A 22,889-nucleotide genomic window follows, 5' to 3' on the forward strand; every position below is an offset into this window, starting at 1 on the left:
ACCCTCGACCTGATCACTGAGGTCCGGCAATCAGAGCGATCGCGAGGTCACTTGCTCTGTCGCTCCATGGCCCTCATTAGGAGACACGCCCTAGGGCCGCGCGCGGGGCGGGGCGGCCGTCGGGCCGCTAGCGTCGGGACCGTGAGCGACGACGCACAGCCCCTCCCGCACGACCCGTCGTGGCCCCGGGCGGGCGACTGGCCCGGGCCGACGGGCGACGCCGTCGACGTCGCGCTGCTCGGCGTCCCCGCCTGGCGCACGTCGCTCTCGCCGACCGGCGCGCACGCGACGCCGGCCGCGGTGCGCGCCGCGCTGCGCCGGTTCAGCCCCGCGCTCGTCCCCGACCGCCCCCTGCCCGACGGCGGCCCCGCCGCCCGCGTGCGACCCGTCGCCGCCGTCGGCGCTCGAGGCCTCGGCGGGCGGGCCGGTCCCGTCGACCTGGCGGGGCTCACGTTCGCCGACCTCGGCGACGTCGACGAGCCCGACGGCGCGGAGGGCGAGGCCCGGACGCGCGCGGCCGTCCGCGCCGCGCTGGAGCACGCACGGCTGCTCGTCGCGCTGGGCGGCGACAACTCCGTGACCGTCGCGACCGCGCTCGGCGCGTGGGGGGACGACCTCGCCACCGCCGGTCTCGTGACGCTCGACGCCCACCACGACCTGCGCGACGGCGTGTCCAACGGGTCCCCGGTGCGGCGGCTGGTCGAGGCGGGGCTCGACCCGCGGCGGGTCGTGCAGGTCGGCATCGCGGACTTCGCGAACTCCGCCGAGTACGCACGCTGCGCCGTCGAGCTGGGGATCACGGTCGTGCATGTCGACGAGCTGCGCCGGCGCGGCCCGGAGGACGTCATGCGTGCGGCCATGGAGGTAGCGGGCGCCGCGGGCGGCCCGGTGCACCTCGACGTCGACGTCGACGTGTGCGACCGCTCCGTCGCCCCGGGCTGCCCCGCGAGCGTCCCCGGCGGGATCGCGGCGTGGGAGCTGCGCGCCCTCGTGCGGGCCGCGGCGCTCGACGACCGGCTCCGCTCCGCCGACGTCGTCGAGGTCGACGCGACCGCCGACGCCCCCGACGGCCGCACCGTCCGCCTCGCCGCGCTCTGCGTCCTCGAGCTCGCCGCCGGCGTCGCCCTCCGCGAGGTAGAGCGTCCGGTCGCGACGTAGAACGCTCCGAGCCCTATCGCGTGACCGGAGGCTCTATCTCGGCGGGAGGCGGACGGCGTCCTTCCAGACCGCCGAGACGAGCGGGACGCCGGGGCGGTAGGCGAGGTGGGTGCGGCTCGGGGCGTCGAGCAGGACGACGTCGGCCCGGGCGCCGGGGGCGAGGTGCCCGACGTCGTCCCGCCGCAGCGCGAGCGCACCGCCCGCGGTCGCGGACCACACGGCCTCGGCGACGGTCATCCGCATCTCGCGGACGGCGAGCGCGACGCACAGCGGCATCGACGACGTGTAGCTCGACCCGGGGTTGCAGTCGCTCGCGAGCGCGACGACGGCGCCCGCGTCGAGCAGCCGTCGCGCGTCGGGGTAGGGCTGGCGCGTGGAGAACTCGACGCCCGGGAGCAGGGTCGCGACGGTGCCGGGGGCGCCGCTCGACCGGGCCCCGCCGCCGGTCCACGAGCCCGCGAGCGCCGCGACGTCGTCGTCGGTGAGGTGCGTGCAGTGGTCCACCGCGGCGGCGCCCAGCCCGACGGCGAGGCGCACCCCCTCCCCCGGCCCGAGCTGGTTCGCGTGCACGCGCACGCCGAGCCCGGCGGCGGCCCCTGCCTCGAGGACGCGGCGCGACTGCTCGGGCGTGAACGCGCCGGTCTCGCAGAACACGTCGACCCACCGGGCGTGCGGCGCGCACGCGGCGAGCATCTCCCCGCACACGAGGTCGAGGTACGCGTCGGCCCGGCCCGCGTACTCCACCGGCACGACGTGCGCGCCGAGGAACGTCACCTCGGGCGTCGCCTCGCGCGCGAGCCGCACGGACCGCTCCTCGTCCGCGACGGTGAGGCCGTAGCCGCTCTTCACCTCGACCGTGGTCGTGCCCTGCCGGGCCGCCTCGTCGAGGTGCCGGGCGAGCCCGGAGCGGAGGACGTCGTCGGACGCGGCGCGCGTCGCGGCGACGGTCGACCGGATGCCGCCCGCCTCGTACGGGCGCCCGGCCATGCGCGCCTCGAACTCGGCGGCGCGGTCGCCCGCGAACACGAGGTGGGTGTGCGAGTCGACGAACCCCGGGAGCACCGCGCGCCCGCCCGCGTCGACCGTCACGTCCGGCTCCCGTCCGTCCAGCGCGTGCCCGACGGCGTCCCGCGCCTCCCGGGCCGGACCCGCCCAGGCGACCCGGCCGCCGTCGAGCAGCACGACGGCGTCCGTCACCAGGCCGGTCTGGTCGCCGTCGCGCGTGCCGGGGCCGCCCGGGACGTTGGTCGTCAGCTCGCCGATGCCGGTGAGGAGCGTCGACCCGGGCGCCGAGGGGCCGCCTGTCGCGCGGCGCCCCGTCACGTCGTCTCCCGCGTCGGGACGCGCAGCCCGCCGCGCTCGGCCGCGGCGACCGCGTCGTCGTAGCCGGCGTCGACGTGGCGCAGCACCCCGAGGCCCGGGTCGTTCGACAGCACGCGCGCGAGCTTCGCCGCGGCGAGCGGCGTGCCGTCCGCGACGGACACCTGGCCCGCGTGGATCGAGCGGCCCATGCCCACGCCGCCGCCGTGGTGGATCGAGACCCACGTCGCGCCCGACGACGCGGCCGTGAGCGCGTTGAGCAGCGGCCAGTCGGCGATCGCGTCGGAGCCGTCGGCCATGGCCTCGGTCTCGCGGTACGGGGACGCGACCGACCCGGCGTCGAGGTGGTCGCGGCCGATGACGACCGGCGCGCGCACCGCGCCCGACGCCACGAGGTCGTTGAACGCGAGGCCCGCGCGGTCGCGCTCGCCGTGCCCGAGCCAGCAGATGCGTGCGGGCAGGCCCTGGAACGCGACCCGCTCCTGCGCGGCGCGGATCCAGCGGTGGAGGTGTTCGTCGTCGAACAGGTCGAGGACGGCGGCGTCGGTCGCGGCGATGTCGCGCGGGTCGCCCGAGAGCGCGGCCCACCGGAACGGGCCCTTGCCCTGCGCGAACAGCGGCCGGATGTACGCGGGCACGAACCCGGGGACGTCGAACGCCCGGTCGTAGCCGCCGCGGCGCGCCTCGTCGCGGATCGAGTTGCCGTAGTCGAACACCTCCGCACCGGCGTCGAGGAACCCGACCATCCCCTCGACGTGCCGGGCCATGGACTCGCGCGCACGGTCGGTGAGCTCGTCGGGCTTCGCGGCGGCGTAGTCGGCCCAGTCCGCGAGGTCGACCCCGACCGGCAGGTACGACAGCGGGTCGTGAGCCGACGTCTGGTCCGTGACGACGTCGACCTCGACCCCGCGCCGCAACAGCTCCGGCACGACCGTCGCACTGTTCCCCTCGACCCCCACCGAGAGCGCCCGGTGCTCGCGCCGCGCGTCCTCGACGAGCCGGACCGCGGCGTCGAGGTCGTCCGCGACCAGGTCGAGGTACCGCTCCCGGACGCGCCGGTCGAGGCGCGACCGGTCGACGTCGACCACGAGGCACGCCCCGCCGTTGAGCGTCACCGCGAGCGGCTGCGCGCCGCCCATGCCGCCGCACCCGCCGGTGAGGGTCAGCGTCCCGGCGAGCGTCCCGCCGAACCGCTTCGCGGCGACCGCGGCGAGCGTCTCGTACGTGCCCTGGAGGATGCCCTGCGCGCCGATGTAGATCCACGACCCCGCCGTCATCTGCCCGTACATCGTCAGGCCCATCGCCTCGAGCCGCCGGAACTCGGGCCACGTCGCCCAGTCCCCCACGAGGTTCGAGCTCGCGAGCAGCACGCGCGGCGCCCACTCGTGCGTCCGCAGCACCCCGACCGGCTTGCCCGACTGCACGAGGAGCGTCTCGTCGTCCGCGAGCGTCGTGAGGGTGCGGACGATCGCGTGGTAGCTCGGCCAGTCGCGCGCCGCCCGGCCGGTGCCGCCGTAGACGACGAGGTCGTCGGGCCGCTCCGCGACCTCCGGGTCGAGGTTGTTCATGAGCATCCGCAGCGGCGCCTCGGTCTGCCACGACCGCGCGGTGAGGGTCGTGCCCCGCGGGGCGCGGACGGGGACGGGCGTGCCGAGGCGGTGGGTCGGCTCGTGGGCCATGGTCGTCTCGCTCCTTCGGGTCGGGTGGGTCTCAGGCCAGGTGCCCGACGGCGGCGCTCGCCGCCGCGGTCACAGCGCCCGTCGCGACGAGGTGGGTCACGGCCTCGATCTCGGGCGCGAGGTAGCGGTCCGGTCCGGGTCCCGCGGCGACCGTGCGCACGAGGTCGCGCACGGCACCCGTCCCCCGCGCCGGGTGCAGGGACGCGGCGTCGCAGCGCAGGTCGAGCGCGCGCGTCGCGGTGAGCAGCTCGATCGCGAGGACGCGGCCCAGCCCGTCGACGGCGCGGCGGAGCGTGCGCGCCCCGGCCCACCCCATGGACACGTGGTCCTCCTGCATGGCCGACGACGGGATCGAGTCGACGCTCGACGGCACCGCGAGCCGCTTGAGCTCCGAGACGATCCCCGCCGCCGTGTACTGCGCGATCATCAGGCCGGAGTCGACGCCCGGGTCGTCGGCGAGGAACGGCGGCAGGCCCTCGTTCCGGGCCTTGTCGAGGAACCGGTCCGTGCGGCGCTCACTCATGCTCGCGACGTCGGCCGCGGCGATCGAAAGGAAGTCGAGCACGTACGCGACCGGGGCCCCGTGGAAGTTGCCGTTCGACTCCACGCGCCCGTCCACCGTGACGACCGGGTTGTCGATCGCTGCCGCGAGCTCCCGGCGCGCGACGGCGGCCGCGTGGTCGAGCGTGTCGCGCGCGGCGCCGTGCACCTGGGGCGCGCACCGCAGCGAGTACGCGTCCTGGACGCGCGTGCACGCGGGCCGGCCGTCGGCGTCGAGCGTGCGGTGGCTCGCGACGACGGGCGAGCCGTCGAGCAGCGCGCGCAGGTTCGCGGCCGACGCCGCCTGGCCGGGGTGCGGGCGCATCGCCACGAGGTCCGCCGCGAACGGCGCGTCCGAGCCGAGCAGCGCCTCGACGCTCGCCGCCGCCGCGACGTCGGCCGTCGTGAGCAGGGACCGCAGGTCGTGCAGCGCGAGCGCGAGCATGCCGAGCATGCCGTCCGTGCCGTTGATGAGCGCGAGGCCCTCCTTCTCGCGCAGCGCGAGCGGCACGATCCCGGCCGCGGCGAGCGCGTCGGCGGCGGGCACGAGGGCTCCCGTCGCGTCCCGGACCTCGCCCTCGCCGAGCGCGGCGAGCGCCACGTGCGCGAGGGGCGCCAGGTCGCCCGAGCAGCCGAGCGAGCCGAACTCGCGCACCACGGGCGTGAGGCCGGCGTCGAGCATCGCGGCGTACGTGTGCGCGACGACGGGGCGCGCCCCGGTCCGCCCGGTCGCCAGGGTCGCGAGCCGCAGGAGCTGCAGCGCCCGCACGACCTCGCGCTCGACCTCCGGCCCCGACCCCGCCGCGTGCGACCGCACGAGGCTGAGCTGGAGCTGCGCGCGCCGCTCGACCGGGATGTGCCGCCGCGCGAGCGCGCCGAACCCGGTCGAGACGCCGTAGTGCGGACGGTCGTCGCCCGCGAGCCCTTCCACGACGGCGCGGCTCGCCGCCATCGCCTCGACCGCCGCGTCGGCGAGCCGGACCCGCGCGCCGTGCCGCGCGACGTCGACCACGTCGTCGATGGTCAGCGGGCCGTCGCCCACGACGACGACGCGCGCGGCGCGGGCGGGGTCGGAGACGGCCGGGGAGTGCGTCGTCGCTGTCATGCCCCCAGGACACACCGCGCCCCGACGCGCCGGGAGCCCGCCGCGACAGGTTCAGTCTGGCATCCCAGACACAACGCCCTGCTCCGTCCCGGACCGCGAGATACCGCCCCCCACCACCAGGCCACCCCGGCGAGCCGAGCAGGCGATCGTGGCGCGTCAGCTGCCCGGGACGCGCCACGATCGCCTGTTCGGCACCGGGCGGGGTGGGGAGGGGGGTGGGAGGGACGGGCGGTGGCAGTGGTCAGGCGTTCACGTAGGCCGCGAGGTGCTCGCCCGTGAGCGTGGAGCGGGCCGCCACGAGGTCGGCCGGGGTGCCCTCGAAGACGACGCGACCGCCGTCGTGCCCGGCGCCGGGGCCGAGGTCGATGATCCAGTCCGCGTGCGCCATGACCGCCTGGTGGTGCTCGATGACGATGACGGACTTGCCCGCGTCGACGATCCGGTCGAGGAGCCCGAGGAGGTTCTGCACGTCGGCGAGGTGGAGGCCGGTCGTCGGCTCGTCGAGCACGATGACGCCGCCCGTGTCGCCCAGGTGGGTCGCGAGCTTGAGGCGCTGGCGCTCGCCGCCGGACAGCGTCGTGAGCGGCTGGCCGAGGCTCACGTACCCGAGGCCGACGTCGTCGAGGCGCTCGAGGATCGCCGCGGCGGCCGGCACCTTGCCCTCGCCGGACGAGAAGAACGCGCGCGCCTTCGCGACCGGGAGGTCGAGCACGTCGGCGATGTTCAGCCCGCCGAGCGTGTAGTCGAGCACCGCGGCCTGGAACCGGCGGCCGCCGCAGTCCTCGCACGGGGTCGAGACGGTCTCCATGAAGCCGAGCTCGGTGTAGATGACGCCCGCGCCCTTGCACTCGGGGCACGCGCCCTCGGAGTTCGCGCTGAACAGGGCGGGCTTGACGCCGTTCGCCTTGGCGAAGGCCTTGCGGATCGGCTCCAGCAGGCCCGTGTACGTCGCGGGGTTGCTGCGGCGCGACCCCCGCACCGCGCTCTGGTCGATCGTCACGACGCCCTCGCGCCGCGACACCGACCCCTCGACGAGCGAGCTCTTGCCCGACCCGGCCACCCCGGTCAGGACGACGAGCACCCCGAGCGGGACGTCGACGTCCACGTCCTGGAGGTTGTGCGCGTCCGCGCCGCGGATCTCCAGCGAGCCCGACGGCGAGCGCACCTCCTCCTTGAGCGTCGCACGGTCGTCGAGGTGGCGGCCGGTGACGGTGTCGCTCGCCCGCAGCCCGTCGACCGTGCCCTCGAACGTCACCCGGCCGCCGGCCGTGCCCGCACCCGGGCCGAGGTCGACGACGTGGTCCGCGACGACGATCGTCTCCGGCTTGTGCTCGACGACGAGGACGGTGTTGCCCTTGTCGCGCAGCTGGAGCAGGAGGCCGTTCATGCGGTCGATGTCGTGCGGGTGCAGGCCGATGGTCGGCTCGTCGAACACGTACGTGACGTCGGTGAGCGACGACCCGAGGTGGCGCAGCATCTTGATCCGCTGCGACTCGCCGCCCGACAGCGTGCCCGACGGCCGGTCGAGGCTGAGGTAGCCCAGCCCGAGCTCGACGAACGACGCGAGGTTCTCGCCGAGGGCGTTGACGACGGGCGCCATGTGCGGGTCGTCGAGGTCGCGGATCCACGCGGCGAGGTCGGTGATCTGCATCGCGCACAGGTCGGCGATGTTGACGCCGCGGATCTTCGAGGAGCGCGCCGACTCCGACAGGCGCGTGCCGCCGCACTCGGGGCACGGTGCGAACGTCGCCGCACGCTCGACGAACGCACGGACGTGCGGCTGGAGCGAGTCGACGTCCTTGGAGAACATCGACTTCTGGATCTTGGGGATGAGCCCCTCGTAGGTGACGTTGATCCCCATCGCCTTGATCTTGGTGGGCTCCTTGTAGAGGAAGTCCTCGAGCTGCTGCTCCGTGAACTCCCGGATCGGCCGATCGGCCGGGAAGAACCCCGACTCGGCGAACCCGCGCACCATCCACCCGTCGGCGGTGTACCCCGGGACCTTGATCGCGCCGTCGAGCAGGGACTTCGAGTCGTCGAAGATCTCGGTGAGGTCGAGGTCCGAGACCGCGCCGCGTCCCTCGCACCGCGGGCACATGCCGCCGTGGTAGATCGCGTTGCGGACGATCGTCTTCTCCCCGGTGGCCGACGTCATGATGCCGCTCGCCTTGCGCGCGGGGATGTTGAAGGAGAACGCCGTGGGCGGCCCCACCTGCGGCTCGCCGAACCGGCTGAACAGCACCCGCAGGATGGCGTTCGCGTCGGTCACCGTGCCCACCGTGGACCGCGGGTTGGCGCCCAGGCGCTCCTGGTCCACGACGATCGCCGTCGTGAGCCCCTCGAGGACGTCGACGTCGGGGCGGTCCAGCGTGGGCATGAAGCCCTGGAGGAACGCCGGGTACGTCTCGTTGATGAGGCGCTGCGACTCGGCCGCGACGGTGTCGAACACGAGCGAGCTCTTGCCCGACCCGGAGACGCCCGTGAACACCGTGAGGCGCCGCTTGGGGATCTCGACGCTCACGTCCTGGAGGTTGTTCGCCCGCGCCCCCTGGACCCGGATGACGTCGTGCGCGTCGGGGTCCTGGCGCTCCGAGGTCGACGTTCCCGTCGTCGTGGCCGTGCTCATGCGTGTCTCCTCGTCGTCGAGCCTCGTCGCGCGGTCGGGCGACCGGTCGACGGCGCCGACCGCCCGCTCCCGGCAGCCCGGGGAGAGTCTGCCGGAGAGCCGGACGGTCGGCGCGTGGATGGGTGCGGTGCGTGGACGTCCCGGGGGTGAGGACCGGCCGCGCGGTCGGGACTCATCGCGTCGTGCACGACGGCGGCGCGAGACCGGGTGGTCAGGGCGGGCCCGCGGCGTGCGGAGGTCAGGAGCGCTGCTGGATGCGGATCTCGTTGCCCGCCGGGTCGCGGAACGCGCAGTCGCGCACGCCGTAGGGCTGGTCGATCGGCTCCTGCACGACCTCCGCCCCCGCGGCCTCGATCCGGGCGAACGTCTCGTCGACGTCGGGCGTCGCGAGGTTGACGCCGAAGTACGCGCCCTTGGCCACGATGTCCAGGAGGGCGCGCTTGTCGTCGTCGTTGAGGCCCGGCGTCGCGGCCGGCGGGTGCAGCACGATCGCGGTGTCCGGCTGGTCGGCCGGGCCCACGGTGATCCACCGCATCCCCTCGTAGCCGACGTCGTTGCGGACCTCGAAGCCGAGCACGTCGCGGTAGAACGCGAGCGACGCGTCGGGGTCGGTCTGGGGCAGGAAGCTGGAGTTGATGGTGAGGTTCATGAGCACGACGCTAGGACCGTCGTCCGGCCTGCGCTTCTCGATTCCTGACCGGTCGCGTGACCCGCCGCGCGACGCACGCCGGCATCCCGTCCAGCCGCTCCGTGCCGGGGACGGCGCCCGCGTCGGTGCCCGTCGTGGTCTCCGGCGAAGCGCCCGGCGATGTGCCCGGCGCAGCGCCGCGCGCGGTGCCCGCCGCCGCGGCCGCCCGCGACTCCGCGGCAGCCGGGGACCCGGCGTCGGACTCGGCCGCACGCCGTCGGTACACGCTCGGCGGCACGCCGACGAGCTCGGTGAAGCGCGTGCTGAACGTCCCCAGGGACGAGCACCCCACCGCGAAGCACACGTCCGTGACGCTCAGGTCCCCGCGGCGCAGCAGCGCCTTGGCGCGCTCGATGCGCCGCGTCATGAGGTACGCGTACACCGACTCCCCGTAGGCGGCCTTGAACTCGCGGCTCAGGTGCCCGGCGGACACGTGCACGCCGGACGCGAGCGCCGTGACGTCGAGCGGCTGCGCGTACTCGCGGTCGATCCGGTCGCGCACGCGCCGCAGGCGCGCGAGGTCGCGCAGGCGCTGGTCGTCGGGCGTCGTCGTCACGCCTCGATCGTGCCACGGGCCTACCGTGGCCTCCATGCCGAGCGACGTCCCCGCCGCGCGCCAGGCCGTGCGCGTGCTCACGTTCCTCGCCGCGCAGGCGGGCCCGTCGCCCGCGGCCGCCGTCGCGCAGGGACTCGGGCTGCCGCGCTCGACCGTCTACCACCTGCTGTCCGTCCTCGTCGACGAGGGCTTCGTGACGCACCTGCCCGAGGAGCACCGGTACGGGCTCGGGACGGCCTCGCTCGCCCTCGGGTCGGCCTACGCGCGGCAGGCGCCGCTCGCGCGGCTCGCCCGGCCCGTCGTCGCGCGCCTCGTCGAGTCGACGGGCGAGAGCGCGCACCTCGCCGTGCTGAACGGGCGCGAGGTCCTCTACCTCGTCGAGCAGCGCGCGCCGCGCCGCCCCACGCTCGTGACCGACGTCGACGTCCGCCTCCCCGCGCACCTCACCGCGAGCGGGCGTGCCGTCCTCGCCGGGCTCCCCGCGGCGCAGGTCCGCGCCCTCTTCCCCGGCGCCGCGGCGTTCGCCGACCGCACCGGCGTCGGGCCGCAGTCCCTCGGCGCCCTGCGCGAGGTGCTGCGCGGCGTCCGACGGCGCGGCTGGGCCGAGGAGGACGGCGAGGTCACCCCGGGCCTCGCGTCCGTCGCGCACGCGGCCGTCGACCACACCGGCCTCCCCGTCGCCGGCATCGCCCTCACCTTCTGGTCCGACGACGCCCCGCCCGCCCGCCGCGCGGAGCTCGCCGCCGCCGTCGGGCACGCCGCCGCCGAGGTCAGCCGCCGCCTGGGCGCCCGGGCCACGCCGACCCGCCCGACCTCCCCGACCTCCCCGACCTCCCCGACCGCGCCGAGGTAGAGCTCTGGTCTGCCGAGGTAGAGCCCTGGTCACTTCCCTCGCTGAACCAGGGCTCTACCTCGCGGGACCTGGGCTCTACCTCGCGGCACCTGGGCTCTACCTCGGCGGACCGGGGGGAAGCGGCGTTGCGTGCGGCCGGCGTGCCGACTAGATTTTTCGGTATGCCGAACTTTTTGACGCGGAGGTCCGTATCCCGTGCTGCCGCAGCCGTCGCGGTGCTCGCCGCCGCGACGCTGAGCGGCTGCTCGAGCGCCACGGACGCGGGGGCGACCGCGCCAGACGACGGCCGGCCCGTCGTGCTCACGACGTTCACCGTGCTCGCCGACATGGCGGAGAACGTGGCGGGCGACCACCTGCGCGTCGAGTCGATCACCAAGGTCGGGGCGGAGATCCACGGCTACGAGCCGACGCCCGGCGACGTCCGCAGGGCCGCGGACGCCGACCTGATCCTCGACAACGGCATGGGGCTCGAGGCGTGGTTCGGGCGGTTCGTCGACGGGCTGGACGTGCCGCACGTCGTCGTCAGCGAGGGCATCGAGCCCATCGCGCTCGGCGACGACACCGCCGAGGAGTACCGGGGCAAGGAGAACCCGCACGCCTGGATGTCGCCCGTGAACGCGCAGGTCTACGTGCAGAACATGGCCGACGCGTTCGCGGAGCTCGACCCGGCCCACGCCGACGACTACGCGGCGAACGCCGCGGCCTACTCGGCCGAGCTCGCGGCCGTGCACGACGAGCTCGCGACTGCGCTCGACGCGCTGCCCGAGGGCCACCGCGCGCTCGTCACGTGCGAGGGCGCGTTCCCGTACCTCGCGCGCGACGCCGGGATGACCGAGAAGTACCTGTGGGCGGTCAACGCCGAGCAGCAGGCGACGCCGCAGTCGGTCGTCGGCGCCATCGAGTTCGTCGAGCAGCACGACGTCCCGGCCGTGTTCTGCGAGTCCACCGTCTCCGACGACGCGATGCGGCAGGTCGCGCGCGAGTCCGGTGCCGCGTTCGGCGGGACGCTCTACGTCGACTCCCTCTCCGCGCCCGACGGCCCGGTGCCGACCTACCTCGACCTCCTGCGGCACGACACCGAGACGATCGTCGCGGGCCTGACCGGCACCACCGCGGACGGTGACGCGTGAGCGCGGGCGGCCGGGCGCCGTCGGGCACGCCCGCGATCGACGTGCGCGACCTCACCGTCCACTACGGCGACGTCCTCGCGCTCGACGGCGCGACCCTCGCCCTGGGGTCCTCGCACGGGCCGGGGACGGTGTGCGGGCTCGTCGGCATGAACGGCTCGGGCAAGTCGACGCTGTTCAAGGCGGTGATGGGCATGGTCCGGCCGGACCGCGGCACCGTCCTGGTCGACGGCGCACCCCCCGCGCGCGCCCGGCGCGCCCAGGCGGTGGGGTACGTGCCGCAGAGCGAGGACGTCGACTGGGCGTTCCCGCTGAGCGTGCGCGACGTCGTCATGACGGGCCGCTACGGCTACCAGGGCTTCACGCGGCGCACGCGGCCCGCCGACCGCGACGCCGTCGCGCACGCGCTGGAGCGGGTCGAGCTCACCGACCTGGCCGACCGGCAGATCGGCGCGCTCTCGGGCGGGCAGCGCAAGCGCGCGTTCGTCGCCCGGGGGCTCGCGCAGGGTGCGACGATCCTCCTGCTCGACGAGCCGTTCGCCGGCGTGGACAAGCGCACGGAGGCGACGATCACCGCGCTGCTGCGCGAGCTCGCGGCCGGCGGGGCGACCGTCCTCGTCTCGACGCACGACCTGCACGCGCTGCCCGAGCTCGCCGACGAGGCGGTGCTGCTCCACCGCCGCGTCCTCCTGCACTCGACGCCCGCGGAGGTCCTGCGGCCCGAGAACCTCGCGCTCGCGTTCGGCGTGGAGGTGGCCCCGTGACCGACCTCCTCGCCACCCTCCTGGAGCCCCTGTCGTTCGAGTTCCTGCGCACCGCGCTCGCCGTCACGGTGACCGCCGGGATCGTGTGCGGCGTGCTGTCGTGCTGGCTCGTGCTCGTGGGCTGGTCCCTCATGGGCGACGCCGTCTCACACGCCGTGCTGCCGGGCGTCGTGCTCGCGTACGTGGTGGGGGCGCCGTTCGCGCTCGGCGCGCTCGTCTTCGGGCTGCTCGCGGTGCTGCTCATCGGCGCGGTGCGCGACACGTCGCGCGTCAAGGAGGACGCCGCGATCGGGGTCGTGTTCACGACGCTGTTCGCGCTCGGGCTCGTCCTCATCTCCGTGACGCCGAGCCAGACGGACCTCAACCACATCCTCTTCGGCAACCTGCTCGGGGTGTCGCGCGCGGACCTGCTCCAGGTGCTGGCGCTGGGTGCGGTGACGCTCGCGGTCGTCGTGCTCAAGCGGCGCGACCTCACGCTCTACGCGTTCGACCCCACGCACGCGCACGCGATCGGCCTCTCGCCCCGACGGCTCGGCGCGCTGCTGCTCGGCCTGCTCGCGCTGACGGTCGTCGTCGCGCTCCAGGCCGTCGGCGTGGTCCTCGTGGTCGCGCTGCTCATCACGCCCGGCGCGACGGCGTACCTCCTCACCGACCGCTTCTCGCGGATGCTGTGGATCTCGCCGCTCGTCGCGGCGGTGTGCGGGGTCGTGGGCATCTACGTCAGCTACTACCTCGACACGGCGTCGGGCGGGACGGTCGTCGTCGCGCTGGGCGTGGCGTTCGCGCTCGCCTACCTGTTCAGCCCGCGGCACGGGCTCGTCGGGACGCGGGTCGCGGCGGCCCGACGCCGTCGGCTCGCGCGCGTCTGAGAGGCCGCGTCCGGCGGCCCGGACCCGGCCCGGACCGCCGGACCACGTCTCCTGCGTGCGCTGTGTGCGAAATCTCCATGAATTCGCCCTCGATTCCCTGGTGCTTCTCAGGTTCGCCCGGGAGACTTGTGGCCATGTCAGCGAGGACGAGCGAGCCCACGACGCCGCAGCGCACGCGTACGTCTGCCCGGTTCGCCGCGGCGAGCCTGCTCGCGCTGTCCATGATGCTGCCGATGTGCTCGACGGCGAGCGCCGCCGAGGTCCAGCAGCTCATCGCCGACGCGCAGGTCCAGACGGAGACCATCGGGAACGACCTCGACCGCGTGCACGCCCAGCTCCCCGCCCTGCACCCCGTGCTCCGCAACGACGTGCTCGACGCCGTGGAGTCGGTCCAGGCGGCGACGGACGAGGCCCGCTCCGCGCTCGAGCGCGCGACCGACGACGACGAGGCGGCCGACGGTCGCGCGGCCGTCGCGCTCGCCGACGCCCAGGTCGCGCTCGACGCGGCGTCCGCCCAGCTCCGCCACGTGACGGACCTCGCGCACGACGCGGGCGAGGGCGTGGCCGTCGCGCTGGAGCGCCTGCAGGCGCACATCGACGCGCTGCGCGGCGAGACGAGCCGCGCGGGGGCCTGAGTCCCGATCACGAGGTCGACCCGCGCGGTCGGGATCGACCCTCGGAGGGCCGCCGTCGCGGCTCACGGGCCGATCTCAGGGGGTCGCGGGGCGCCGTCGCCGCGCGGTCCCCGACCGCCCTTCCTACGATGGCGAGATGCCTCGTGTCACCGGGATCGTCAAGCCGCACGAGGCGCTCCCCGGCGTCGCCCGCCTCGACCGCGCGGTGAACCGCTGGACGAACCGCCGCGCGCTGGGGCCCGCCGCCGACACCGCGCTCTCGCGGCTCTCGACGTGGGCCGACCACAGCGTGCTGTGGGCCGGGGCCGCCGTCGGGATCGCCGCCACCGGGCGGCGCGGGCGCGACGCCGCCCTGCGCGGCTACGGCTCGCTGCTCGTGTCGAGCGTCCTCGCGAACGTCGTCGGCAAGACCGTGTTCGGGGGCGTCCGCCCGTCGCTCGACGGCCTCCCGCTGTGGCGTCGCGTGGCGGACCCGCCGACGTCGCCCTCGTTCCCCTCGGGTCACTCGGCGTCGGCCGCCGCGTTCGTCACGGGCGTCGCGATCGAGTGGCCGACGGTCGGGCTGGCGCTCACGCCGCTCGCCGGGCTCGTCCTGTACTCGCGCCTGCACACGGGCTCGCACTGGTTCTCGGACGTCGCCGCGGGCGCGGCGCTGGGCGTCGGAGTGGCGCTCGCCGGGCGCGTGCTCGTCCCCGGGCGCGCCGAGCAGCGCCCCGACGTCCCGGCCGGCCCCCGCGCGGACGTCCCCGCGCTCGACGACGGCGCCGGCCTCTTCGTCGTCGTCAACCCGGCGGCGGGCTCGGGCCGGCTGATCAAGGAGGACCCGCTCGCGGCGGTCCGCGACGGGCTCTCGCGCGCCGACGTCCACGTCCTCACCGAGGGCGACGACCTCCGTCGCCTGTACGACGACGCCGCCGCGCAGGGCGCCCGCGCGTTCGGCATCAGCGGCGGCGACGGCACGGTGTCGACCGCGGCCGCGGCGGCGCGCGCGCACGACCTCCCGCTCGCCGTGCTCCCCGGCGGCACCCTCAACCACTTCGCGCGCGCGGCCGACCTCACGTCGATGCGCGCGACGATCGAGGCGGTCCGCACCGGTTCGGGCGTGACGATCGACGTCGCGGACCTCGAGGTCGACGGGGTCGAGGGGCCGCCCCGCACGGTGCTCAACACGTTCTCGGCCGGCGTCTACCCGGAGCTCGTCACCGAGCGCGAGAAGCACGAGCACCGGCTGGGCAAGTGGCCGGCCGCCGTCCTCGCAGCGGCACGCGTGCTGCGGCGCGCGCACCGCGTGCGCATGACCGTCGACGGGCACGAGGGCGAGTACTGGTCGCTGTTCGCCGGCGTGAACCGCTACTACCCGCAGAGCCTCGCGCCGGTCGAGCGGCACCGCCTCGACGACGGCGTGCTCGACGTCCGCACGGCCCGGGCCGAGCGGCGCGCGAGCCGGCTGCGCACGTTCCTCGAGGTCGCCGCGGGCGACGCGGGGACGCGCGTCGCGCGGCGCGTGCCCGGGGTGCGCGGGCACCTCGTGGTGGACGCGACGTCGGTCCCGGCGCTCGAGCTCCGCTTCCCCGCGCGCGGCGCGGTCGTGGGCCCCGACGGTGAGGCCGTCACGACGCGCCGCGATCCCGACACCGAGCACGGGCACCCCGGGTCGCCGCCCGTGGTGCTGGCGCACGACGGCGAGACGCTCTCCCTCGACGACGTCGCACCCGACGGGCCGGTCACGGTGCGTCTCACCATGCGACGCGGTGCGCTGCGCCTCTACGCCCCGAGCGACCCGACGGCGGGTTGATCCGTCCACTGTGTCCGGTATGCCTCTCTTTCACGGCAGCCGGGGAGAACTCCCCCTGTTCAGGCACATGCGCGATGCCCCACAATGAGCCCCGCAGTCGCGCGGACGGCACCCCGTCCGCGCCCCGTCCGGACTCGACCACGTCGGCCCCACCAGAAAGCAGAAGAACCATGGCCCAGCAGTACCCCGCCGCTCCGCAGGCCCCCGCCGGCTACTCGGCCCCGATCGAGGACCCGGGCAAGACCCTCGGCATCGTCGGCTTCGTCCTCGCGTTCGTCTTCGCGGTCGCGGGCATCGTCGTCAGCGCGATCGCGCGCAAGAAGAGCAAGGAGGCGGGCTTCGACAACCAGCTCGCCAAGTGGGGCCTCATCCTCAGCATCGTCTTCACCGTGCTCTGGGTGATCGGCGTCATCATCTACGTCGCTGCCATCGCGGCGCTCGTCGCGAGCGGCGACGTCGCGACGTACTGACGTCCCGCCGGTCCGCCGGCGCGGCACCGACGGCCGTCGTCCCACCCGGGGCGGCGGCCGTCGTCGTCCCCGCCGGGGCCGCTCGCGCACGGGTCGCGGAAGATCCGCGGGCCGGGCACGGTTGAGACGGCGCACGACCGCGCCGCCGGTGAGAGCACCGGTCCCCCGACGGTCGCCCGACCGCAGGAGCAGATCATGACCGACGAGACGACCTCCCCGATCCCCGCCGAGCGCGCGACAGCCGCACCGGACCCCGCGACGGTCGAGCTCGGGCTCGACACCTTCGGCGACGTGACCGCCGGGCCGGACGGCGTGCTGCTCAGCGGGGCGCGCACGATCCGCGACGTCGTCGAGGAGGCGGAGCTCGCGGACCAGGTCGGCGTCGACTTCTTCGGCGTCGGGGAGCACCACCGCGCGGACTTCGCCATCAGCGCTCCCGAGGTGGTGCTCGCCGGGATCGCGACGCGGACGTCGCGGATCCGCCTCGGCTCCGCGGTGACCGTGCTCAGCTCCGACGACCCGGTGCGCGTCTTCGAGCGGTTCTCGACGCTCGACGCGCTGTCCGGCGGGCGTGCGGAGGTCATCCTCGGGCGCGGGTCGTTCATCGAGTCGTTCCCGCTGTTCGGCTACGACCTCGCCGACTACGGGGTGCTGTTCGAGGAGAAGCTCGACCTGTTCGTCCACCTGCTCGACGAGGGCCCGGTCACCTGGTCGGGCACGACGCGCGCCGGGCTCGCCGACCAGGAGGTCTGGCCCAAGACCGAGAGCGGGCGCCTGCGCACGTGGGTCGGGGTCGGCGGCTCGCCCGAGTCGGTCGTGCGGACCGCGCGGCACGGGCTGGGCCTCATGCTCGCGATCATCGGCGGCGAGCCCGAGCGGTTCCGTCCCTACGTGGACCTCTACCACCGCGCGGTGGACGAGCTCGGCACGCCCGTGCTGCCGATCGGCGTGCACTCGCCGGGCCACGTCGCCGCGACCGACGAGCAGGCCCAGGAGGAGGTCTACGAGCACTTCGCGGCGATGAACAACCGCATCGGGCGCGAGCGCGGCTGGCCCGCCTACCACCGCGGACGGTTCGCCCACGACGTGCGCGACGGCTCGCTCTACGTCGGCTCGCCCGAGACCGTGGCCCGCAAGATCGCCCGCACCGTCCGCCTCCTCGGCGCGGGCCGGTTCGACCTCAAGTACTCGACCGGCACGCTCCCCCACTCGACGATGCTGCGCAGCATCGAGCTCTACGGCACCCAGGTGATCCCGCGCGTCCGCGAGCTCCTCGCGGAGAGCTGACCCCCACCGGCCCGACCGCTGCGCGGCCCAGCCCCTCGCCGAACACGATGTTGCTGTCGCCATCGGGGCGAGAACGACAGCAACGTCGTGTTCGGCTGAGGGGAGGCTCGTGCTCGACGTCGGCGGGTCGGCGCGTCGGCGCCTCAGCCGCGGCCGGCGGCGCGCAGCGCGGCGGCCTCGAGGTCCGGCGGGAGCCCGACGGCGGGGCGGTCCGTGCGCTGCGGCGTCGCCTCTCCCGCGGCGTCGAGGGCGCGGAGCCACGCCCAGGTGTCGCGCACCGTCTCGCGCACGTCGCGCGGGCGCAGGCCGAGCGCCGCCGCGCGCGACGTGTCGGAACCGTGCAGCGCGTCGTGCAGCTCGCCCGGCGGCAGCCAGATCGGGAGCTGGGTCCACGGCTCGATCCCGGCCTCGAGGACGACCTCCGGGTCGACCCACACGAGCTCGGCGGGCGGGTCGCCTGCCGCCGCCGCGTCGGCGGCGGTCGCGTCGACGCACGCCGCGAGCAGCTCGCCCATGGTCGTGTGCCCGGGCGCGCTGACGACGTCGACCGGCCCGGAGGCGCCCGCGAGCGCCGCGTCGAGCGCGAACGCGGCGAGGTCGCGCGCGTCGACGTACTGCAGCGGCAGGTCGGCGGGCCCAGGGGCGAGCACCGGGCCGCCACGGGCGACGCGCCGCAGCCACCACGGCAGGCGGCCCACGTTCTCGCGCGGCCCGAGGATCAGGCCCGCGCGCAGCAGGATCGCCCGGTCGCCGAGCGCGTCGGTCACGGCGATCTCGGCGCCGCGCTTGGCGCGCGCGTAGTCGTCGGACGTCGTGTCGTCCGGGTCGCCGTCGACGAGCTCCGACGTCTCGTCGGCTCCGCGCGGCCGCGGGAACGGGTACACCGAGCGCGACGACACGTAGACGTACCGGTCGTCACCGGGCACCCGGCCGGCGAGGAGCCGGGCCGCGTCGCGCGCCGCCGTCGGCGCCCAGGACCACGTGTCGACGACGACGTCCCACTTCTGCGGGACGTCGTCCGCGAGCAACGCGTCCAGGCCGTCGGACCGGGTGCGGTCGCCCACGAGCTGCCGGACGCCGTCGGGCACGGGCGTGGTGCCGCGGTTGAGGACGGTGACGTCCCAGCCGCGGGCGAGGGCGTCGTCGACGACGGCGCGCCCCACGAAGTCGGAGCCGCCGAGCACGAGGAGTCGGGTCATGCGCCCACTGTGGCGCGCCGTCGGTCCGCTTGCAGCCCGTTACGCCGCCCGCAGACGTCCGCCGAAGATCTCGGGACACCCGAGAGCCTTCCGCTGCACGTGCTGGCCAGACATCCTGACCCGCACGACCCGACCCGAAGGGCTTGGGGTCAGTCGGGGTCGGTCGGGTCCAGGGGTGCCTCGGGGTCGAGGTTGACGACGCCGCGGCGCCAGTAGCCGTGGACGGCGAGCTGGTCGGGCCGCGCCCCGGAGCCGCGCAGCGCGCGGCGGACCGCGACGAGGTCGGTCGCCTCGCCCGCGGCGAACACGTACTCGTCGGCGTCGAGCGGGCCGAGCGCGCGGACGGCCTCGGCGAGCTGCCCCGGCCCGTCGGTGCGGTAGAGGAGCTCGGTCGTCGCGCGCCCGAGCTCGTCCTCGACGAACGCCTCGTCGACGTCGTCGCCGATCTCCACGATCGCGGTCACCGGCACGTCGGCCCCGACCGCCTCCACCCAGCGCGCGAGCGCCGGCAGGCCCGTCTCGTCCCCGACGAGCAGGAGCCGCCCGACGCCGTCCGGCACGGCGCGGCTCGTCGTCGGGCCGGCGAGCACGACCTCGCCGCCCACCGTCGCCCGTGCCGCCCAGGCCGACGCCGGCCCGCCCTCGCCGGTGGGCGGCGCGCCCGGGTCGGTACCGCCGTGGAGCACCCAGTCGACGTCGACCTCGGCGGCCCCGTCGACGGTCCGCGTCGCCCTGACGGTCAGCTCGCGGGAGATCGAGACGACGCCCGTCGGGCGCTGGAGGGCGCCGTCGTCCGTGAGCGTCGGGGCGTGCAGGACGCCGGTGGCCGGGTCCGGGAGGAACACCTTGACGTGGTCGTCGGGGCCCGGGACGCGCAACGTCGCGAGCGAGGCCTCGCTCGGCCGTCCGTCGTCGGGCGCGGCCGGGACGGCGTCGCGGAACGTGATGCGGCGCAGCGCGCCGGACGCCTCCCGGACGGCGTGGACGCGGACGCGGCGCGGGACGAGGTCGAGGCGGGTCACGGGTCGGGAGAACACCGCCCCATTCTGCGCCGAGCACGACGTCGCCGTCGTCATCCGGCCGATGACGACGGCGACGTCGTGGTCGAGCGCGCGGTACCCCGTTCTCGACGGTCGCGGGCGTCAGGCGAAGAAGACCCGGAGGTCGGCGACGACGTCGAGCGGGACCTCGAGCGCCGCGTAGTGACCACCGCGCGGGTGCTCGGACCAGTGCTCGATCCGGGCGTTGTCGCGCTCGGCGAACGCGCGGATCGTCTGGAAGTCGTCGGCGAAGACGGCGACGCCGATCCGGCCCTGGCTCACGACCGGCTCCGCACCGGAGCGCTGCTCCGCGTAGTGGTAGCGCACGGCGGTCGGGTAGGAGTTGGTCAGCCAGTAGAGCGTCGCCTGGGCGAGCACCTGGTCGGCGCTCACGAGGCTCGTCCCGTTGCCGAAGCTCTCGAACAGCTCGTGGTAGGCGAGGACGGCGACGGGCGAGTCGGCGAGGCCCGCGGCCATCGTCTGCGGCCGCGACGCGTTCATCGTGTTGTACGCGCCCACGGACTGGAACCACTGGAGGTGCCCGAGCGCGGCGAGCTCCTTCTCTCCGAAGCCGTCCATCTCGCCGGGAGCGCCGGACGGGAAGGAGAAGAGCTGGAGCACGTGGGCGCCGAGGAAGCCCTCGGGGTCGAGGACCGCGAGCTCGCGGCCGACCATCGCGCCGCCGTCGCTCCCGTGGATCCCGTAGGAGGCGTAGCCGAGGTCGCGCATGAGCACGTCGTAGGCGCGGGCGACGCGCGCCATCGTCCAGTCCGTGTCCCCGACGACCGGGGTGGAGAAGCCGAAGCCCGGCATGGACGGGATCACGAGGTGGAACGCGTCCTCGGGTCGGCCGCCGTGCGCGACGGGGTCGACGAGCGGGTCGATCATGTCGAGGAAGTCGAGGAACGAGCCCGGGTAGGTGTGCGCGAGCAGCAGCGGCGTCGCGTCGTCGTGCCGCGAGCGCACGTGGAGGTAGTGGATCGGCTGGCCGTCGATCTGGGTGCGGAAGCCCGGGTACGCGTTGACTCGGTCCTCGACGGCCCTCCAGTCGAACGCGGTCCAGCGCCCGACCATGTCGCGCAGGTAGGACTCGGGCGTCCCGTAGTCCCAGGAGTCGCCGGGAGCGGCGGGCGCGAACCGGGTCCGCTCGAGCCGGGACCGGAGGTCGTCGAGGTCGGCCTGCGGGACGGCGACGGAGAACGGGCGGTGCTCGAGGGACGGGGAGAGGTGCGACGCGGTCATGGTGGTCTCCTCGGTCGGGCGGGGCCTCGTGCCCTGCTCTGGTATCGACTCTAGGGAGGGTTCAGGAACGCTTCCTTCCGTTATTCTGACCGTGCTCGGAGGAGTTCTCCCGTCGTCCGGCGACCCCAGGAGGGACCCGTGGCCTCCACCTCGGCCCGTATGCTCGCGCTGCTCGGCCTTCTTCAGTCGCGCCCCGACTGGTCGGGCGCCGAGCTCGCCGAACGCCTGGACGTCAGCGACCGCACGGTCCGCAACGACGTCGCCCGGCTGCGCGAGCTCGGCTACCCCGTCGACGCCGTGCGCGGCCCGGGCGGCCGCTACCGGCTCGGCGCCGGGGCCCGGCTCCCCCCGCTCCTGCTCGACGACTCCGAGGCCGTCGCGGTCGCCGTCGGGCTGCGGGCCGCGACCGGCACCGCCGGCTTCGAGGAGTCCGGGGCCTCCGCGCTCGCGAAGCTGGAGCAGGTCATGCCGGACCGCCTGCGCCGTCGGCTCGCCGCGCTGCGGTCCGCGAGCGCCGCCGGCCCCGCGAACACGGACTCGAACGTCGAGGACCCGGTCGTCGACCCGGACACCCTGACCGCCCTGGCGGACGCCGTGCGCGACCACCAGGGCCTGCGCTGCTTCTACCGCGACGAGCCGCTCGAGCTGGAGCCGTACCGCCTCGTCGCGTGGCAGCGCCGCTGGTTCCTCGTGGCCCGCGACCCGACGACGGGCGCGTGGGCTCCGTACCGCGTCGACTGGCTCGTGCTGCGCGTGCCGGGCGGGCGGCGGTTCGCGCCGGTGGACTTCCCCGGAGACCTGACCGAGCTCGTCGTCCGGGAGGTCGCGCGCGCGGGCTGGGCCGTGCACGCCCGGATCGTCGTGGACGCGCCCGCCGACGAGGTGCTACGGCGCATCAACCCGACGGTCGGCACGGTCGAGCCGCTCGCCGACGACCGCTGCGTCCTCGTCACCGGCGGCGACAGCGTCGAGGTCGTCGCGGTGTGGGTCGGGATGCTGGGCCTCGACTTCCACGTGACAGAACCGCAGGCTCTCGTCGACCACGTGCGCACCCTGGCGACCCGCTACGCCCGCGCAACCCCGCCGTGACCCACCCCGCCCCACCCGGTCGCCGTCGAGCACGGGGCTGGCGACCTCTTCTCGACGAATACCGTCGCTGATCCCGTGCTCGGCGCCGGTCAAGGGCGACGGTCAGGACAGAGCCGGGTCCCAGGGGTCGACGACGGCCACGCCGGTACCGGCGAAGTCGCGGACGTTGCGCGTCGCGAGCGTCGCGTCGTGCACACGGCTGATCGCGGCGATCTGCGCGTCGGCCAGGCTCATCGGCCGGCCCGCTCGCTCGCGGAGCGCGAGGAGCGTACCCCCGACGCGCGCGGCGTCGGCGTCGTACGGGAGCACCCGGCCCGAGAAGGTCGTGGTGACGTGCTCCTCGACGAGCGCGGCGAGGCGGTCGCGGCGCTGCCCTTCGGGCAGCCGCGCCACCCCGTGGACGATCTCGCCGACGGTGACCGCCGTGATCGACAGCACCTCCGGAGCCTGCGCGTCGAGCCAGCGGAGCACGCGAGCCTCGGGCACCGGGCGGATCACCTCGGACAGCACGTTCGTGTCGAGGACGATCACGTGTCCGCGGTCTCCCGGTCCGGCGTGCCCGGTTCGTCGGAGAGGTCGACGACCCGGCCGTGCTCCGAGCGCGCGGGAAGGTCGAGCTCGACCGCCAGCCCGGCGTCCGCGAACGACCTGTGGATGAAGGTGCCCAGCCCCCGTTCCAGCCCGCTCGGCGCCGTCACCGCGGACGTGAGGATCTCGCGCACCTCCGCCTCCATGGACCGCCCGTGCTCCGCCGCCCGCACCCGCAGTCGTTCGCGCACGTCGTCGCCGAGCCCTCGGATCGTCAGCGTCGCCACCTGGACCACCTCCCACGCACGACGCTAGCAAA

At 75.2% G+C, this 22,889-nt stretch carries 20 protein-coding genes and 1 pseudogene; 10 read left to right on the plus strand and 11 right to left on the minus strand.

Features of this window, described 5'->3' with window-relative positions; all coding sequences use genetic code 11:
* The first annotated feature begins 141 nt into the window (after window positions 1–141).
* Window positions 142–1,158: an arginase family protein gene (locus ABIE39_RS13780; RefSeq protein ID WP_209829025.1), complete on the plus strand. Its 1,017-nt coding sequence runs from the start codon at window positions 142–144 to the stop codon at window positions 1,156–1,158.
* 33 nt (window positions 1,159–1,191) lie between these two features.
* Here the strand turns inward: ABIE39_RS13780 and hutI are convergent, their stop codons facing one another.
* From hutI to ABIE39_RS13810, 6 genes and pseudogenes are all read right to left on the minus strand, one after another.
* Window positions 1,192–2,481: an imidazolonepropionase gene (gene hutI / locus ABIE39_RS13785; protein ID WP_175009743.1), complete on the minus strand. Its 1,290-nt coding sequence runs from the start codon at window positions 2,479–2,481 to the stop codon at window positions 1,192–1,194.
* Complete coding sequence (hutU, locus tag ABIE39_RS13790) at window positions 2,478–4,157, minus strand: urocanate hydratase (protein WP_175009744.1); 1,680 nt, start codon at window positions 4,155–4,157, stop codon at window positions 2,478–2,480. Before hutU ends, hutI begins: the two co-directional genes overlap by 4 nt.
* 31 nt (window positions 4,158–4,188) lie before the next feature.
* Window positions 4,189–5,802, minus strand: coding sequence for a histidine ammonia-lyase (hutH, locus tag ABIE39_RS13795; RefSeq protein ID WP_354052180.1), 1,614 nt, complete (start codon window positions 5,800–5,802; stop codon window positions 4,189–4,191).
* Between the two features lie 241 nt (window positions 5,803–6,043).
* The gene (locus tag ABIE39_RS13800; protein WP_354052182.1) at window positions 6,044–8,428 is read right to left on the minus strand and encodes an ATP-binding cassette domain-containing protein; all 2,385 of its coding nucleotides are present in this window, start codon (window positions 8,426–8,428) and stop codon (window positions 6,044–6,046) included.
* A 238-nt stretch (window positions 8,429–8,666) separates the two neighbouring features.
* Complete coding sequence (locus ABIE39_RS13805; RefSeq protein WP_175009747.1) at window positions 8,667–9,077, minus strand: VOC family protein; 411 nt, start codon at window positions 9,075–9,077, stop codon at window positions 8,667–8,669.
* 238 nt (window positions 9,078–9,315) lie between these two features.
* A pseudogene (locus tag ABIE39_RS13810) lies at window positions 9,316–9,708 on the minus strand (helix-turn-helix transcriptional regulator); the annotation flags it as partial.
* On the opposite strand from ABIE39_RS13810, the gene ABIE39_RS13815 reads away from it, so the two are divergent.
* From ABIE39_RS13815 to ABIE39_RS13850, 8 genes are all read left to right on the plus strand, one after another.
* On the plus strand, window positions 9,707–10,525 hold the full coding sequence (locus tag ABIE39_RS13815; protein WP_209829028.1) for an IclR family transcriptional regulator: 819 nt from the start codon (window positions 9,707–9,709) through the stop codon (window positions 10,523–10,525). The pseudogene ABIE39_RS13810 and the gene ABIE39_RS13815 overlap by 2 nt on opposite strands.
* Before the next feature lie 161 nt (window positions 10,526–10,686).
* Entirely contained in the window at window positions 10,687–11,655 is a 969-nt protein-coding gene (locus tag ABIE39_RS13820; RefSeq protein ID WP_354052184.1) for a metal ABC transporter substrate-binding protein, read from the plus strand.
* Window positions 11,652–12,416 (plus strand): metal ABC transporter ATP-binding protein, encoded by a 765-nt coding sequence (locus ABIE39_RS13825; protein WP_354052186.1) that lies wholly within the window; start codon window positions 11,652–11,654, stop codon window positions 12,414–12,416. Before ABIE39_RS13820 ends, ABIE39_RS13825 begins: the two co-directional genes overlap by 4 nt.
* Window positions 12,413–13,285, plus strand: a complete 873-nt coding sequence (locus ABIE39_RS13830) for a metal ABC transporter permease (protein ID WP_061267940.1) — start codon at window positions 12,413–12,415, stop codon at window positions 13,283–13,285. The genes ABIE39_RS13825 and ABIE39_RS13830 overlap by 4 nt, the downstream gene beginning before the upstream one ends.
* Before the next feature lie 134 nt (window positions 13,286–13,419).
* A complete protein-coding gene (locus ABIE39_RS13835; protein ID WP_175009752.1) occupies window positions 13,420–13,920 on the plus strand; it encodes a hypothetical protein in 501 nt (166 codons plus the stop codon).
* Between the two features lie 136 nt (window positions 13,921–14,056).
* The gene (locus ABIE39_RS13840) at window positions 14,057–15,715 is read left to right on the plus strand and encodes a bifunctional phosphatase PAP2/diacylglycerol kinase family protein (RefSeq protein ID WP_354052188.1); all 1,659 of its coding nucleotides are present in this window, start codon (window positions 14,057–14,059) and stop codon (window positions 15,713–15,715) included.
* Between the two features lie 170 nt (window positions 15,716–15,885).
* Window positions 15,886–16,185 carry a DUF4190 domain-containing protein gene (locus ABIE39_RS13845; RefSeq protein WP_175009754.1) on the plus strand — a complete coding sequence of 100 codons (300 nt, stop codon included), beginning with the start codon at window positions 15,886–15,888 and terminating at the stop codon, window positions 16,183–16,185.
* Between the two features lie 195 nt (window positions 16,186–16,380).
* On the plus strand, window positions 16,381–17,472 hold the full coding sequence (locus ABIE39_RS13850) for an LLM class flavin-dependent oxidoreductase (protein ID WP_354052190.1): 1,092 nt from the start codon (window positions 16,381–16,383) through the stop codon (window positions 17,470–17,472).
* A gap of 143 nt (window positions 17,473–17,615) precedes the next feature.
* On the opposite strand, the gene ABIE39_RS13855 is transcribed toward ABIE39_RS13850, so the two are convergent.
* The 3 genes from ABIE39_RS13855 to ABIE39_RS13865 form a co-directional block, all read right to left on the minus strand.
* A complete protein-coding gene (locus tag ABIE39_RS13855; protein ID WP_354052192.1) occupies window positions 17,616–18,671 on the minus strand; it encodes an NAD-dependent epimerase/dehydratase family protein in 1,056 nt (351 codons plus the stop codon).
* 149 nt (window positions 18,672–18,820) lie between these two features.
* Window positions 18,821–19,708, minus strand: a complete 888-nt coding sequence (locus ABIE39_RS13860; RefSeq protein ID WP_354052194.1) for a siderophore-interacting protein — start codon at window positions 19,706–19,708, stop codon at window positions 18,821–18,823.
* Window positions 19,709–19,813: 105 nt separating this feature from the next.
* Window positions 19,814–20,953, minus strand: a complete 1,140-nt coding sequence (locus ABIE39_RS13865; protein ID WP_175009758.1) for an alpha/beta fold hydrolase — start codon at window positions 20,951–20,953, stop codon at window positions 19,814–19,816.
* Between the two features lie 138 nt (window positions 20,954–21,091).
* On the opposite strand from ABIE39_RS13865, the gene ABIE39_RS13870 reads away from it, so the two are divergent.
* On the plus strand, window positions 21,092–22,042 hold the full coding sequence (locus ABIE39_RS13870) for a helix-turn-helix transcriptional regulator (RefSeq protein ID WP_354052196.1): 951 nt from the start codon (window positions 21,092–21,094) through the stop codon (window positions 22,040–22,042).
* A gap of 102 nt (window positions 22,043–22,144) precedes the next feature.
* Here ABIE39_RS13870 and ABIE39_RS13875 read toward each other — a convergent pair whose 3' ends face one another.
* Complete coding sequence (locus tag ABIE39_RS13875) at window positions 22,145–22,573, minus strand: type II toxin-antitoxin system VapC family toxin (RefSeq protein ID WP_043659461.1); 429 nt, start codon at window positions 22,571–22,573, stop codon at window positions 22,145–22,147.
* A complete protein-coding gene (locus tag ABIE39_RS13880) occupies window positions 22,570–22,857 on the minus strand; it encodes a FitA-like ribbon-helix-helix domain-containing protein (protein WP_354052198.1) in 288 nt (95 codons plus the stop codon). The genes ABIE39_RS13875 and ABIE39_RS13880 overlap by 4 nt, the downstream gene beginning before the upstream one ends.
* Window positions 22,858–22,889 lie beyond the last annotated feature (32 nt).

It is taken from the genome of Cellulosimicrobium sp. 4261 (genome assembly GCF_040546915.1).
Taxonomy (GTDB): Bacteria; Actinomycetota; Actinomycetes; order Actinomycetales; family Cellulomonadaceae; genus Cellulosimicrobium; species Cellulosimicrobium cinnabarinum.